The organism is Vulcanococcus sp. Clear-D1 (assembly GCF_014654725.1).
Lineage (GTDB): Bacteria > Cyanobacteriota > Cyanobacteriia > PCC-6307 > Cyanobiaceae > Vulcanococcus.
Window position 1 is genome coordinate 135,995 of sequence record NZ_JACVZV010000037.1, and the last position, 13,926, is coordinate 149,920.

At 65.7% G+C, this 13,926-nt stretch carries 13 protein-coding genes and 1 pseudogene; 9 read left to right on the forward strand and 5 right to left on the reverse strand.

Features of this window, described 5'->3' with window-relative positions; translation table 11 throughout:
- Nucleotides 1–9 precede the first annotated feature (9 nt).
- A complete protein-coding gene (locus H9532_RS14645) occupies nt 10–456 on the reverse strand; it encodes an Rrf2 family transcriptional regulator (RefSeq protein ID WP_296369853.1) in 447 nt (148 codons plus the stop codon).
- Nucleotides 453–1,997 carry a UbiD family decarboxylase gene (locus tag H9532_RS14650; protein WP_296369855.1) on the reverse strand — a complete coding sequence of 515 codons (1,545 nt, stop codon included), beginning with the start codon at nt 1,995–1,997 and terminating at the stop codon, nt 453–455. The genes H9532_RS14645 and H9532_RS14650 overlap by 4 nt, the downstream gene beginning before the upstream one ends.
- A 60-nt stretch (nt 1,998–2,057) precedes the next feature.
- Here H9532_RS14650 and H9532_RS14655 point away from each other — a divergent pair, with 60 nt between their 5' ends.
- Genes H9532_RS14655 through sds form a run of 5 tightly spaced genes read left to right on the forward strand, consistent with a single transcriptional unit; the run spans nt 2,058 to nt 6,631 of the window.
- Complete coding sequence (locus tag H9532_RS14655; RefSeq protein ID WP_296369857.1) at nt 2,058–2,813, forward strand: 2-phosphosulfolactate phosphatase family protein; 756 nt, start codon at nt 2,058–2,060, stop codon at nt 2,811–2,813.
- Between the two features lie 48 nt (nt 2,814–2,861).
- Nucleotides 2,862–3,680 (forward strand): carbon-nitrogen hydrolase family protein, encoded by an 819-nt coding sequence (locus H9532_RS14660; protein ID WP_296369859.1) that lies wholly within the window; start codon nt 2,862–2,864, stop codon nt 3,678–3,680.
- 36 nt (nt 3,681–3,716) lie between these two features.
- Entirely contained in the window at nt 3,717–4,793 is a 1,077-nt protein-coding gene (locus tag H9532_RS14665) for an N-acetylmuramoyl-L-alanine amidase (protein ID WP_296369896.1), read from the forward strand.
- Nucleotides 4,790–5,608 (forward strand): glutamate racemase, encoded by an 819-nt coding sequence (gene murI / locus H9532_RS14670; RefSeq protein ID WP_296369861.1) that lies wholly within the window; start codon nt 4,790–4,792, stop codon nt 5,606–5,608. Before H9532_RS14665 ends, murI begins: the two co-directional genes overlap by 4 nt.
- A 51-nt stretch (nt 5,609–5,659) precedes the next feature.
- Nucleotides 5,660–6,631, forward strand: a complete 972-nt coding sequence (sds, locus tag H9532_RS14675; protein ID WP_296369863.1) for a solanesyl diphosphate synthase — start codon at nt 5,660–5,662, stop codon at nt 6,629–6,631.
- Here the strand turns inward: sds and H9532_RS14680 are convergent.
- On the reverse strand, nt 6,625–7,299 hold the full coding sequence (locus tag H9532_RS14680) for an HAD family phosphatase (protein ID WP_296369866.1): 675 nt from the start codon (nt 7,297–7,299) through the stop codon (nt 6,625–6,627). The genes sds and H9532_RS14680 overlap by 7 nt on opposite strands.
- A gap of 111 nt (nt 7,300–7,410) precedes the next feature.
- On the opposite strand from H9532_RS14680, the gene acs reads away from it, so the two are divergent.
- On the forward strand, nt 7,411–9,405 hold the full coding sequence (gene acs, locus H9532_RS14685) for an acetate--CoA ligase (RefSeq protein ID WP_296369868.1): 1,995 nt from the start codon (nt 7,411–7,413) through the stop codon (nt 9,403–9,405).
- On the opposite strand, the gene H9532_RS14690 is transcribed toward acs, so the two are convergent.
- Both H9532_RS14690 and H9532_RS14695 read right to left on the reverse strand, forming a co-directional pair.
- A complete protein-coding gene (locus H9532_RS14690; protein ID WP_296369870.1) occupies nt 9,406–10,128 on the reverse strand; it encodes a DUF1350 family protein in 723 nt (240 codons plus the stop codon).
- Nucleotides 10,125–10,589: a peroxiredoxin gene (locus H9532_RS14695; protein ID WP_296369872.1), complete on the reverse strand. Its 465-nt coding sequence runs from the start codon at nt 10,587–10,589 to the stop codon at nt 10,125–10,127. The genes H9532_RS14690 and H9532_RS14695 overlap by 4 nt, the downstream gene beginning before the upstream one ends.
- A gap of 78 nt (nt 10,590–10,667) precedes the next feature.
- Between H9532_RS14695 and H9532_RS14700 the strand changes: the two genes are divergently transcribed.
- The 3 genes and pseudogenes from H9532_RS14700 to H9532_RS14710 all read left to right on the forward strand — a co-directional run bounded on the left by H9532_RS14700 (nt 10,668) and on the right by H9532_RS14710 (nt 13,169).
- Nucleotides 10,668–11,573, forward strand: a complete 906-nt coding sequence (locus H9532_RS14700) for a 3'-5' exonuclease (protein WP_296369874.1) — start codon at nt 10,668–10,670, stop codon at nt 11,571–11,573.
- Nucleotides 11,574–11,677: 104 nt separating this feature from the next.
- Nucleotides 11,678–11,929 carry a hypothetical protein gene (locus tag H9532_RS14705; RefSeq protein WP_296369875.1) on the forward strand — a complete coding sequence of 84 codons (252 nt, stop codon included), beginning with the start codon at nt 11,678–11,680 and terminating at the stop codon, nt 11,927–11,929.
- A gap of 259 nt (nt 11,930–12,188) precedes the next feature.
- Nucleotides 12,189–13,169 (forward strand): annotated as a pseudogene (locus H9532_RS14710) (IS5 family transposase).
- Nucleotides 13,170–13,926: the final 757 nt, after the last annotated feature.

The following is a 13,926-nucleotide window of genomic DNA, read 5'->3' on the forward strand; positions in this document are numbered from 1 at the left end:
GCGTAGGCATCACCCGAGCATCAGCCCGCCTGTGCCGCTGAGGCTCTCGCGGCAGCTGCGCAGATCAAACAGCAGTTCTTCCAAGTTGAACTGCATCAGCTCGCGCTCCATCGCCCGCTGCAGCCGGCGGGCCATGCTGCGCAGCACCTGCTGCTCGGCCAGGTTCGGCTCCTCTGTTTCACCGTGGATCAGCGCAATCTCGGCCCCAACGGCCGAGAGCACCTCAGCTACTGCGATCTTGGCTGGCTCCCGTTGCAGCCGGTAGCCCCCCAGCCGGCCGCGCCGCGCTTCCACCAGACCGGCTCGGCGCAGCTGCAGCAACAGCTGCTCCAGCATCGGTGCGGGTAGATCCTGGGCGGCTGCGATCTGGTTCACCGATCGCCATTGCTGCGGGGCCTCCGCCAGCTCCAGCAGGGCCTGAAGCGCCTGCTGTCCGCTGCGGCGCAGCAAGCTCATCCCCGCTGGGCGAGCCGCTGCAGCACCTGCTCGAGCGCGTAGCCGAACAGGGCGGGATCGGGATCGCTCTGGCCCACATCCGCCAGGCCTAGTTCGGCCCAGCGGGCATCCAGGCGCGCTTCCAGCTCCGCCGGCCGGCTGAGCGGTTCGCCCCAGGGGTGATTGCGCTCGGGGCCGAGCTTGGTGGTGGCATCGATCGCCAGGCGGCCGCCCAGGCCCAGCTGTTCGCTGGCGAAATCGAGCGTGTCGAAGGGGGTGTTTTCCACCACGATCAGATCGCGCTGCGGATCCACCAGGGCACTGATGGCCCAGATCACCTGGCGCGGGTCGCGGATGTTGATCGCCTTGTCCACCACCACCACGAATTTGGTGTACGTGAACTGAGGTAGGGCAGTCCAGAAGGCCATGGCCGCACGCTTCGCCTGGCCGGGATAGGCCTTATCAATCGCAATCACGGCCAGCTTGTAGCTGAGGCCCTCCATCGGCAGAAAGAAATCCACGATCTCCGGGATCTGCTGCCGCAGGATCGGGGTGTAGATGCGGTTGAGGGCGATGGCGAGCATCGCGTCTTCCTTCGGCGGCCGCCCGCTGAAGGTGGTGAAGTAAACGGGATTTCGGCGCTGGGTGACGCACTGGATGCGCACCAGCGGTGAATCCTCCACACCGCCGTAGAAGCCCATGTGGTCGCCGAAGGGGCCATCGGCCAGCTCCTCGCCAGGAGTGATGGTGCCCTCCAGCACCACCTCGCTGTGGCTGGGCACCTCCAGGTTCACGGTTTTGCACTTGGCCAGCCGCACCCCTTCACCGGCGTAAAGCCCCGCGAACAGCCATTCGCTCAGCTGTACGGGGATCGGTGTGGCGGCCGCCATCACCAGCAGCGGATGCACGCCGATGGCAATGGCGATCTCCAGCTTCTTGCCCATGGCCGCTGCTTTGCGCAGGTGCCGCGCGCCGCCGCGCACACTCAGCCAGTGCACGGTCATCGTGTTGATCGACTGCTGCTGCAGCCGGTACACACCCACGTTCGGGGTGCCGGTTTCAGGGTCTTTGGTGATCACCAGGCCCAGGGTGAGGATGCGGCCGCCATCGCCCGGCCAGGGGCGGAGCAGAGGCAGGGCATCAAGGTTCACCGCCTCGCCTTTGAACACCTCCTGGCGGCAGGGCGGGGTGAGATCCAGATCGGGCCGGGCCTTCAGAACATCCAGCAGTACTGAGCCAAAACGCACCGCTTCGCGGGCTCCCTTCGGCGGTCGCGGCTGCTGCAGCAGAGCGAGCCGCTCGCCGAGGGCCTCGAGCTCCTCGGGCCGCTCCATGCCCATGCTCCAGAGCACGCGCTCCTGGGTGCCCATCAAATTAATCGCCACCGGCATCGATGAGCCGATCACGTTTTCAAACAGCAACGCCGGGCCGCCGCAGCTGAGCACCCGATCGGCGATGGCCGCCAGTTCCAAATCGGGATCCACCGGCGCTGTGATGCGGCGCAGCTGGCCTCGCTCGTCCAGCAGTTTGAGGAACCCGCGTAGGTCGCGTTGCGAACCCATCAGCCTCAATCCACTGCCATGCGGTGCTTACTGTGACGCACCCCACCCGCTGTTGTGGCCGTGCAGATCTCCTACTTCCATACCTCTGAGTGCGTGCCGGCGGTGTTGCCCGTATCTGAGGGCGGCCCTGATGCGGCGGTGGTGATCGATGTGCTGCGCGCCACCACCACCATTGCCTGGTCGCTCGAGAACGGTGCGGAGGCGATTCAGGCCTTTGCGGATCTGGCGGAGCTGGATCGCACAGCAGCCGCCTGGCCGGAGGAGCGCCGGCTGCGGGCCGGCGAACGCGGCGGCAAGCGGGTGAAGGGCTACGACCTGGGCAATTCGCCCCTGGCGGTGACGCCGGAGCTGGTGGGGGGGAAGCGCATCTTCATGAGCACCACCAATGGCACCCGCTCCCTCGATGCGGTGAAGGCGGTGCCGCTGCTGGTAACGGCCTGTCTGCCGAATCGCACCGCCGTGGCTCGCCGCCTGATCGAGCGCGAATGCCAGCGGGTGTGGATCGTGGGCAGCGGCTGGGAGGGCGACTATTCCCTTGAAGACAGCCTGGCTGCTGGCGCCGTGGTGTCTGCCGCCCTGGAGCTGGCGGTGTCGCCCCATGTGGGCGTTCGCTGCGCCAACGACGAGGCTCTGGCCGCCCTGGCCCTCTGGCAGCAGTGGCACACCGACACCGAAACCTGCCTGCGCGCCGCCAGCCATGGCCAGCGCCTGATCGGCATCGGCAACCACGACGCCGACTTCGCCTGCTGCGCCTCGGTGGACAACCTCACGATCGTGCCGACCCAGACCAGCCCCGGCGTGCTGCAGGCGGCCTGAGCCCCTTGCGGGGACCCTTACAGTGCCCGGGTCGGTAAAACGCAAGCGGTGACAAGCTTTCTGGCAGCAGCGATCCAGCTCACCAGCACCGCAGATCCCGACGCGAACTTCGCGGCCGCTGAGGAGCAGATCGATCTGGCGGCCCGCCGCGGAGCTGATCTGGTGGGGCTCCCCGAGAACTTCGCCTTCATGGGTGAAGACGACCATCGGCTCGAGATTGCGCCTGTGCTGGCTGATCGGGCCCAGCAGTTTCTGATCACCATGGCGCGCCGCTATCAGGTGACGCTGCTGGGGGGTGGTTACCCCGTGCCGGCCGGCGAACGGCTCACCAGCAACCGCGCTGAACTGGTGGGGAAGGACGGCCAGATCCTGGCTCGCTACGACAAGATCCACCTCTTCGATGTGGATTTACCGGACGGCAACACTTATCGCGAGTCGGCCACCGTGCAGCCCGGCAATCAGCTGCCGCCGGTGGTGGAGGTGCCGGGCCTGTGCCGCGTGGGGCTCTCGATCTGTTACGACGTGCGCTTCCCCGAGCTCTATCGCTATCTGGCCGGTGCGGGCGCCGATGTGCTGTTCATCCCAGCTGCCTTCACGGCCTTCACCGGCAAAGACCACTGGCAGGTGTTGCTGCAAGCCCGTGCCATTGAGAACACCGCCTACGTGCTCGCTCCGGCCCAGACCGGCAACCATGGTGGCCGTCGTCAGACCCACGGTCATGCCCTGGTGATCGACCCCTGGGGCACCGTGTTGGCCGATGCGGGCAGTGGCCCTGGCCAGGCTGTGGCTCCAGTGGATGTGCAGCACCGCCAACGCATCCAGGCCCAGATGCCGAGCCTCAAGCACCGGCGCCCAGCCCTGTTCTGAGTGGTGAGATCGTCCTCCTCCCGTCTGCGGTCTCGGCTGTCGGGGCTGGCCCTGGCCGTTGCGGTTCCAGTGCTGTCGCTTTGCTCGGCTCTACCGGCCTGGGCGGGCAGTGCCCTGGCCGCCTGGCGCATCAACCGCTCCGGTGCCCTCGAGCTGCGCACGCCTCCGGGCACCAGCATTGAGGCCTTTTTTGAGGAAGGTCGCGGCCTGGTGGGTCCGCGGCTGTGGATTGATCTTCCCGGCGCTCCCTCCCGCAGCTGCAGCGTGCGCGGCAACGGCGCCATCCGTGAAGTGCGGGTGGGGCGCCCCAGCGACAACACCACCCGGCTTGTGGTGGAGTTCAGGCCCGGCACCAAACTGGATCCCGCCCAGCTGCGCCTGGTGGGCACCAGTGCTGATCGTTGGCAGATGGAGCTGGGTTCTGGTGTGAGCGGCCTTGACCCCTTCGGCGAGGGTGATCTCGATGCTCCGTCCACACCGAGCTGGCGGGCGCGTCCGCCGGCGGCTGTGGTTCCTTCAGGGCCGATGCCTTCGGTGGAGGGCCTGCCGAGCGTGCCGGTTGGTCGTTACAAGGTGGTGATCGATCCCGGCCACGGCGGCCCTGATCCCGGTGCTGTGGGGATCAATGGCCTGCGCGAAACCGATGTGGTGCTCGATGTGAGCCTGCAGGTGGCTCAGATCCTCCAAGCCAAAGGGGTGCAGGTGCTGCTCACCCGCACCTCGGAAGTGGATGTCGACCTGCCGCCGCGGGTGGCACTGGCCAACAACAGCAGGGCCGATCTGTTCCTGAGCATCCATGCCAATGCCCTGAGCATGTCTCGCCCGGATGTGAACGGCATCGAAACCTTCTATTTCCAGGACGGACCCTCCAGGCGGCTCGCGGAGGCTGTGCAGCTGCAGATGCTGCGGGTGTCGCCGGGTAGCCCGGATCGCGGCGCTCGCCCCGGCCGCTTCTTTGTGATCCGCCGCACCGTGATGCCGGCGGCGTTGGCCGAGATGGGTTTTGTGACCGGACAGCTCGATTCACCCCGCCTGGCTGATCCCGCCTTCCGCCGTCGCATCGCGGTGGCGATCGCCACGGGCCTGCTCAATTACCTGGTCGCTAATCCATGAGCGGCGCTCCCATCGGCATCTTTGATTCCGGCGTGGGGGGCTTGAGTGTCTGGCGGCAGGTGGTGCATCACCTGCCGGATGAATCGGTGATCTATCTGGCTGATCAGGCCCATGTGCCCTACGGCCAGCGTTCAGCCCAGGAGATCCGGGCTTACTGCAGCGAGATCGCGGCTGAGCTGATGGCCATGGGTTGCAAGGCGATCGTGGTTGCTTGCAACACGGCCTCCGCCGTGGCCCTTGAGCACCTGCGGCAGGCCTTTCCGCAGCTGCCGATCGTTGGGCTTGAGCCTGCGGTGAAGCCGGCTGTGGAGCTCACCCGCTCCGGTGTGGTGGGGGTGATGGCGACGCCCGCCACCTTTCAGGGGGAGCTCTACCGCGCCACGGTGGGCCGTTGGGCCGGCGATGTGAAGGTGGTGGAGCAGGTGTGCATCGGCCTGGCGGATCTGGTGGAGATGGGGGAGCTTGAGGGTGAGCGCTGCGATGCGCTGCTGCGGAGCTTTCTCAACCCAATGCTGGCGGCCGGTGCCGACACAATCGTGCTCGGCTGCACCCACTACCCGTTTGTGATCGAGGCGATTCGCAGGCTGGTGGGGCCTGGCCTTGCGGTGCTGGATCCTGCCCCGGCTGTGGCGCGCCATCTGGGGGAACGGCTCGCAGCTGCGAGCTTGCTATGCAGCGGCTCTTGCCGCAGTGAGCACCAGTTCTTCACCAGCGCCGATCCTCAGGCTTTTGATCACGCCGTGGCCCGGCTGGTGGGGGCGCGCTGCCTGAGCCAGCCCCTCACCTGGCGCGAGGGAGAGCTCCTTCGCGGCTGAGCCAGCGCCAGCCATGGTGCGCCTTCTAGGATCGGCGAACCGCAGGGGGTCATGGCCACGGTTGCAGAGCTGCTCCAGCCCGTCGAGGCCGACCTCGAGGCTCTGCTGAGCGATCTGCGCAGCCTGATTGGAGCGGGGCACCCGATCCTTCAGGCCGCTGCTGAGCACCTCTTCAGTGCAGGGGGCAAGCGGCTGCGCCCCGGCATCGTGCTGCTCGTCTCCCGGGCGCTGAGCGTTGATGGCGAACTCACGGCGCGCCATCGGCGCCTCGCCGAGATCACCGAGATGATCCACACGGCCTCCCTCGTCCATGACGACGTGGTGGATGAGGCCAGCACCCGCCGTGGTGTCGATACCGTTCACAGCCGCTTCAACCACCGCGTCGCGGTGCTGGCCGGCGATTTTCTCTTTGCCCAGGCCAGTTGGCACCTGGCCAACCTCGATGATCTCGAGGTGGTCAAGCTTCTCTCGCGCGTGATCATGGATCTCGCCGATGGCGAGGTGAAGCAGGGCCTGTTCCGCTACGACACAGGCCAGAGCTTCGAGACCTACCTCGAGAAGAGCTACTGCAAAACCGCCTCGCTGATCGCCAACAGCGCGCGCGCCGCTGGTGTGCTCAGTGGCTTGCCGGCCCATCAGCTCGATGAGCTCTACCGCTTTGGCCGCCAGCTTGGCCTTGCGTTCCAGGTGGTCGACGACATCCTCGATTTCACCGGCAACGACCAGCAACTCGGCAAACCCGCGGCCAGTGACCTGGCCAGTGGCTATCTCACGGCTCCAGCCCTCTACGCCCTCGAAGAGCATCCGGCGCTGGCGGGTTTGATTGAGCGCGAGTTCAGTGAAGAGGGCGATCTGGATCAGGCGCTTGAGCTGGTGCGCAACAGCCAGGCCATCCAACGAGCCCGTGTTTTGGCCGAAGGCTTCGCCAATGAAGCGCGTGAAGCCATCAGCTGGTTGCCGCCTTCCGAGTGCCGTAGTGCCCTGCTCGCTCTGCCTGAGTTCGTGCTGAGCCGGCTCTACTGAAGCTCGCCCACGATCTCCTCAAGGCTGCTCAGAAAGCGCTCGGTCTCGGGATAGAGCTCTTGCCGTTGTTCGCTGCTGAGGTGATCGGGCGGCAGCACATGCACGCGGCATCCTGCGGCGCGGGCGGCTTGCACGCCGGCGGGTGAATCTTCGAAGGCCCAGCACTGGCGGGGATCCACGCCGAGGCGCTCCGCCGCCAGCAAAAACACATCCGGCGCCGGCTTGCCGCGTCTGAGCAGCGGATCATCGCCGTGCACTCGCACACGGATGGCAGAGAGCCAGGGGTGGGGCGATGCCTTGAGCGCCACCGCAGCCTTCGAGCTGCTGGTGGCCAGGGCCATGGGGATCCCCAGGGCCTGGCAGTGCTCCACCAGCTCCGCTGCCCCCGGCATCGGTGCCGCATGGATCAGCAGCGCTTCAGCGATGGGCTGGCGCACCGCCAGCAGGGTTTCGCGGTTCGGCGCGGCCGAGGCACCACCGTTGCTGATCCACTGCAGCACTTGATCGGCACAGTCGTGGCGGCGTCGCCCCCGCAGCGCCAACAGTTCGTGGGCCGCCAGGGGTCTGCCGAAGTGGCTGGAGGCCTGTTGCCAGGCCTCCGCGTGCAGCGGTTCAGTGTCGAGCAGCAACCCGTCGAGATCGAACAGGCAGGCGGCGGGTCGGACCATGCCCCCATCCTGAATCAGCGCCGGATGCTGCGGCAGCTATTACAGGCCTGCTGCCCAGCGGGCCAGGAGGGTTGTGTGCTCGCTTGAATGGGCGCGCCTGCCGTTGCCCGCATGTCCGAGGCCCAGACCAGCCCCGCCACCAGCACAACGATTGAATCGGTGCTGCAGGAGCAGCGGGTGTTTGAGCCGCCGGCCGCCCTGGCTGCAGGCGCGGCGATTGGTTCGCTGGAGGCCTATCGATTGCTGGCAGCCCAGGCCCAGGAGGATTCGGATCACTTCTGGGGTGAGGCCGCCCGGCGCGAACTGCACTGGTTCGAGCCCTTTCACACGGTGCTCGATTGGAGCAACCCGCCCTTCGCCCGCTGGTTCGAAGGCGGCACCACCAATCTCAGCTTCAACTGCCTCGATCGCCATCTCGATGGCTCCCGCGCCGACAAGACAGCCCTGATCTGGGAGGGTGAACCCGGCGACACCCGCAGCTTCACCTACCGCCAGCTGCATGCCGAGGTGTGCAAGGCGGCCAATGCGCTCAAGGCGCTCGGCATCGGTAAGGGTGATCTGGTGGCGCTCTACATGCCGATGGTGCCGGAGGCGGCGATCGCCATGCTGGCCTGCGCCCGCATCGGCGCCCCCCATTCGGTGGTGTTTGGTGGTTTCTCGGCGGATGCCCTGCGCGATCGCCTGATCGATGGCGAGGCCAAGGCGGTGATCACCGCCGATGGCGGCTTCCGCAAAGACAAACCGGTGCCGCTCAAGCCCGCGGTGGACGAGGCCCTCTCCGCCAATGGGGGAGCCCCGAGCGTGGAGCACGTGCTGGTGGTGAAGCGGATCGAGAGCGACTGCGCCATGCAGAGCGGCCGCGACCACTGGTGGCACGAGCTGGTGGATGCCCAGAGCGCCGAGTGCCCGGCCGAGCCGATGGCCAGTGAAGACCGCCTGTTTGTGCTTTACACCTCAGGCTCCACCGGTAAGCCCAAGGGGGTGGTGCACACCACCGCCGGTTACAACCTCTGGGCCCATCTCACCTTCCAGTGGATTTTCGATCTCAAGGAGAACGACATCCACTGGTGCACCGCCGATGTGGGCTGGATCACCGGCCACAGCTACATCGTCTACGGGCCGTTGTCGAACGGAGCCACCACGGTGATGTACGAGGGCGCGCCTCGGCCCGGCAAGCCCGGCGCCTTCTGGGAGGTGATCCAGAAGCACCGGTGCACGATCTTCTACACAGCCCCCACCGCGATCCGCGCTTTCATGAAGAGCGGCCGTGAGGTGCCGGATCAATACGACATGAGCTCGTTGCGGATCCTCGGCACTGTGGGTGAGCCGATCAACCCCGAGGCCTGGATCTGGTATCGCGATGTGATTGGCGGCAACCGCTGCCCGATCGTGGATACCTGGTGGCAGACCGAAACCGGTGGCGTGATGATCAGCCCCCTGCCCGGTGCCACACCCACCAAACCAGGCTCCGCCACCCTGCCGCTGCCCGGCATCCAGGCCGACATCGTTGACCACGACGGCAACTCCCAGCCCGCCGATCAAGGCGGCTACCTCGCCATCCGCCGGCCCTGGCCCGGAATGATGCGCACCGTGCACGGCGATCCGGAGCGCTTCCGCAAGAGCTACTGGGAAGAGATTCGCCCCGCGGATGGCTCATGGCTCTATTTCGCCGGCGATGGCGCCCGCCGCGACAGCGATGGCTACTTCTGGGTGATGGGCCGGGTCGATGACGTGATCAACGTGAGCGGTCACCGCCTCGGCACGATGGAGATCGAGAGCGCTCTGGTGAGCCACCCAGCCGTGGCGGAAGCGGCGGTGGTGGGCCGGCCTGATGAGCTCAAGGGCGAAGGCATCGTGGCTTTCGTGACCCTGGAGGCGGGCCGCAGCGGCGATGACGCCCTGATCGCCGAACTGCGCGGCCATGTGGGCAAGGAGATCGGGCCGATTGCGCGCCCGGATGTGATCAAGTTCAGCGATGCCCTGCCCAAGACCCGCAGCGGCAAAATCATGCGCCGCATCCTGCGCTCCTTGGCCGCTGGCCAGGAGGTGAGTGGCGACACCTCCACCCTGGAGGATCGCTCGGTGCTGGATGCGTTGCGCGTCTGATCAGGCGGGCTGCGCTGCGGCTGGGCTCCACCAGCGGCAGATCGTCTCCGCCAGGGCGTCGATCTGCCGCTGACGGCTCGGGTCGTCAGCCCAGGCGCCCAGCAGGTTCTGGCGCAGGCCGGCACTGGCGGGGGTGAGGTGATCGCCCGGTAGCTCGAGCAGCTGGGTTTGATCGTGCGGGCGCGCTTGCAGCACCGCCTGCAGGCGCTGGCTCTGGTCGATGCTGTCGCGGTTGAAGCGCACCAGCAGGTTGCGGGGCTGGCGGTAGTTGGCTCCCACCAGCCGCAGGGTTTCGCTGGGGGAGGGGCTGAATTCGCTCTGAATCCCCAGCCGCGGGCCCAGCTCCGCCAGCAGCGGCACGCTGCGCTCGGCGGAGAAGTTGTTGAAGCTCAGGGCCGACAGGCCGCTGCAGCCGCGGCCGTTGTCGGGTGCCAACAGGTGCAGCTTGCAGCCCAGGCTGTGGCCGAGCCTCAGAGCGGGCAGCCGCTCCGGGCGCGCCGCGCGGAACAGTTTCCAGGCTTCATTGGCCTGGGCCTGGTGATCAAAGCCCGGCACATAACTCCAGGCCTGGATGGCAAGGCCCTGACGAGCCAGCGCTTCCAGCAGGCGGCGATAGCTCAGCTGCGGCGTGGCCGCCAGATAGCTACCCCCGATGAACTGGATCAGGCCCCGGGCTGCCGGCGGCTCCAGCAGCCAGAGACTGCCCCGCTGGCGCCAGCTCATCGTTGCTGGAGGGCTTTGAGCGCCTCGATCGCTTCGCGGCGATGGGCTGGGCCGTCGAGCAGGTTGTTGAACACATGGCGGATCACGCCGTTTGCGTCGATCACATAGGTGACCCGGCCGGGCAGCAGCCCCAGCACGCTCGGCACCCCGAAGGCCTTGCGCAGCTGGTTGCCCTTGTCCACCAGCAGGGGATAGGGCAGGTTGTGGCGCTGGGCAAAACGCTGGTGGCTGGCGGCGTCATCACCGCTCACGCCCCACACCTCGGCGCCCATGGCCTGCAGATCGGCGTAGCTGTCGCGGAAGGCGCAGGCCTCCATCGTGCAGCCGGGGGTGTCGTCTTTGGGATAAAAGAACAGCACGAGGGCCTTGCCTTCGAGTTGATCGCTCCGGCGCTCTGTGCCGCTCTGGTCGGCGAGAGCAATCAGGGGCGCGCGGTCGCCGATGTTCAGGGCTGAGGCCAAGACAGGTGGTGGATGCTGGCGAAACCCTAGGTAGGGCCTGGCGCGGCCTGGGATCATGAAGCCAACGCGCAGCGCCCGATGGCCACGGCAGAACCTCCACAACCCTGGGAGCAGGTGGACCTGCTGAGCCTGATGGCCGCACCGGCGCCTGAAACGCCCGCGGGTTCTCAATCCGCTGAACCGGTTGTTGCAGTGCCTGCCTCTGAACCCGAACCAGTACCCGATCCCGAACCAGTGCCCGCTGCAGCACCTCACCCCACCGCAGCACTGGGCCAACCGCTGCCGCAGCGCCTGCTGATTCTGGATACCGAAACCACCGGCCTCGATCCGCAGCGGGATCGCTGCATCGAGCTGGGCGCGGTGTTGTTCGATCTGCCGCGGCGCTCGGTGCTCAGCCAGCTGTCGCTGCTGTTGCCCTGTGATCAGAACGCGGCTCAGGCGGTGAACGGCATCGACCCCGTGATCACCCAGCAACCTCAGCCCTGGCAGCAGGGCTTGCAGTGGTTTGAAGCCCTGCTGGCCAGCGCTGATCTGGTTGTGGCCCACAACGCCGCCTTCGATCGCCAGTGGTTTGGCATTGCGCCTCTGCCTTCGATTCACAAGCCTTGGCTGTGCACGATGGACGACATCCGCTGGCCGGCGGAGCGCAACCTGCGTGCCAACCCTTCGGTGCGGGATCTGGCTCTGGCCTACAGCGTTCCTGTGTGGGCGGCCCACCGGGCCCTCACCGATTGCATCTATCTGGCTCAGGTGTTTGAGCGATGCGATCACCTCGAGCAGCTTGTGCAGCAGGGCCTTGAGCCGCGCCGTCTCTATCGGGCCCGCCTTTCCTATGAGGAGCGCCACCGGGCCCGTGAAGCGGGCTTCCGCTGGAATGAACCTGTGAGCGGAGCTTGGAGCCGCCGCTTGTCGGAGCGGGAGGCTGCGCTTCTCCCCTTCCCCGTGGTTCCCGTGGATGGTGAGCAGCAGCGCCGCTCCGCTTGAGCGGCCCGCTGGTTTTGCTTCATCTATGGGAAGGGGAAGCGTTGCTTTGGTCCACCGGCTGAATTCAGAGCCATGGTGTGGATGAAGCTTCGAGGTTGCTTGCGATGGCTGTTTCCGCTCGCGGGCACCCACGCCATCCGCCCCACGTGCATCAGCTGGTGCAGCGCTGGCAGGACACGCGCACCTGGGCTCGGTTGATCCGTGAAGCCGAGGCGCTGTGGCACGTGGATGTGCGCGATTTGCGCCGCCTCGGGGCCCTGGAGCTCTCCCAATTGCTGGAAGAGGTGCCACCCCCTCTGCGCCCGCGGGTGAATCGCTGGTTGGCCTGCTACCGGGTGCATACGCGGCTGCAGTGAGGCCGTCAACCGGGTTCGTTCGTACGGCCCGCACACCCGCGAGCTGGGCATAAAAAAACCACCCCTGGGGGTGTTGAAGAGCCGGTTTGAATCGGAGCGGCGGGATTTGAACCCACGCCCCCCCACTGACCCAAAGTGCAGCAGTGTCGCTGAAAAGCCAAAAGGAGCAAGGGTTTGTGAGCTTGGCTTAAGGAGACTCTGGAAAACCCAGGCCTGCCGCGCGACAATGGAGCCGTGATCGCAGGCCAGGACTGAGGTGATGGGCGCCAAGCAGCTCGGCTTCTCGGATTACGAGCTGACCACCGCCAAGAAGCAGACCAAGCGTGAGAAGTTCCTCGCTGAGATGGAGGAGGTCGTGCCCTGGGCGGCGTTGATCGCCTTGATCGAACCGCATTACCCCAAAGCGAGCAAGAAAGGTGGCCGGCCTCCATATCCATTGGCCACCATGCTCAGGATTCACCTGCTGCAGCAGTGGTAATCGCTCAGCGATCCAGCCATGGAGGAGGCCCTGATTGAGGTGCCCACCATGCGCCGGTTTGCCGGCATCGCCTTGATCAGCGATCGGATCCCGGATGAGACCACGATCCTGACCTTCCGCCATCTGCTGGAGAAGCACGATCTGGGCGAGCAGATCTTTGAGACCGTCAAGGCTCACCTGAGCGAACGTGGGATGACGATGCGGCAGGGCACGATCATCGATGCCACTTTGATTGCTGCTCCCAGCTCCACCAAGAACAAAGAGGGGAAGCGCGATCTGGAGATGCACCAGACCAAGAAGGGCAACCAGTGGTATTTCGGGATGAAGGTCCACGCAGGCGTGGACAAGGACTCAGGCCTGATCCACTCGGTCGTCGTCACGGCTGCCAACGTGCACGACCTCACGCCAGCTGCCGATCTGTTGCACGGTGATGAGGAAGTCGTCTACGGCGACGCTGGTTACCAAGGCATCGCCAAAAGGCCCGAGATGGACGGCACGAAAGCTGAATTCAGAGTGGCGATGCGACCTGGGAAGCGGCGAGTGCTACCCGATACGCCAGAAGGGAAGCTGCAAGATCTGATCGAGACTGCCAAAGCTCACATCCGCTCCAAGGTTGAGCATCCGTTTCGGGTGATCAAGCAGCAGTTCGGCTTCCAAAAGACCCGGCTGCGTGGCCTGGCCAAGAACCGCTGCAAGATCCATGTATTGACAGCCCTCACCAATTTGTATCTCGCTCGTGGTCATCTACTGACTGAAGCATGAACACAGACATGGTGTGCCTTGTTGGCTCGAATGGCAGACCAATAAGGGATGGCAAAAGCTCTTAATCACCAGCTCTGGGCCTGATTCCGGTCTCAATGGAACACAAAAACCAGATCAGTTCGGTTTTGCCGGCCCCACATAGATCAAACCGGCGTTGCCCAGAGATTCCTTAATGGTGTTTGGCTTAAGTCTGGCTTAGTAGCCTGGTTCATACGCGGTTTGCGCATGGCCAGCCGAAGGAAGGCTTCGTACCCCAATACCTGGGATGGCGTCGAGCAGGCGGCTAAGGATGCGGGGGCGAAGCATGTGTCGCTGGTGGCGGCGCAGTGGGCTCTCGAGAGTGGGTTTGGGAAACCACATCACGAGGGTTTGGGAGCACTAGGTCGCAGGTTCGAATTCTGTCGCCCCGATTGACATATCAGGGTTTCGGCTCCTCCCCTAGTTGGACAGGGGTTGGACAGAGACCCGATGAAATAGGCCGATCCTGGGAGCGCGACGCCAGCAACAGGCCCAGCCGGGGCGCCCGGTCGATCCTCGAGGCCACGATCTGCGCGCTGAAACCGCTGGATCTCACGGGCGCCCAGGGCCTATTAGAAGTCATTCTGAGGAGCTCGCTGCCGTCGCGGGCTCTTGCCACCCCAGCAGCCTGAGCAACCCCTTGATGTCATGAGCCAGGGCTGCGTTGCACTCGGTGATCGAACCGATCCCATCGAGCCGTAGGGCATTGATGGCCAGGCTGCGGAGAGTGGCCAGGATT

Coding starts and splice junctions, on each gene's coding strand:
- H9532_RS14645 (WP_296369853.1), bottom strand. CDS start 456: ATGAGCTTGCTGCGCCGCAGCGGACAGCAGGCGCTTCAGGCCCTGCTG.
- H9532_RS14650 (WP_296369855.1), bottom strand. CDS start 1,997: ATGGGTTCGCAACGCGACCTACGCGGGTTCCTCAAACTGCTGGACGAG.
- murI (WP_296369861.1), top strand. CDS start 4,790: ATGAGCGGCGCTCCCATCGGCATCTTTGATTCCGGCGTGGGGGGCTTG.
- sds (WP_296369863.1), top strand. CDS start 5,660: ATGGCCACGGTTGCAGAGCTGCTCCAGCCCGTCGAGGCCGACCTCGAG.
- H9532_RS14680 (WP_296369866.1), bottom strand. CDS start 7,299: ATGGTCCGACCCGCCGCCTGCCTGTTCGATCTCGACGGGTTGCTGCTC.
- acs (WP_296369868.1), top strand. CDS start 7,411: ATGTCCGAGGCCCAGACCAGCCCCGCCACCAGCACAACGATTGAATCG.
- H9532_RS14690 (WP_296369870.1), bottom strand. CDS start 10,128: ATGAGCTGGCGCCAGCGGGGCAGTCTCTGGCTGCTGGAGCCGCCGGCA.
- H9532_RS14700 (WP_296369874.1), top strand. CDS start 10,668: ATGGCCACGGCAGAACCTCCACAACCCTGGGAGCAGGTGGACCTGCTG.
- H9532_RS14705 (WP_296369875.1), top strand. CDS start 11,678: ATGGCTGTTTCCGCTCGCGGGCACCCACGCCATCCGCCCCACGTGCAT.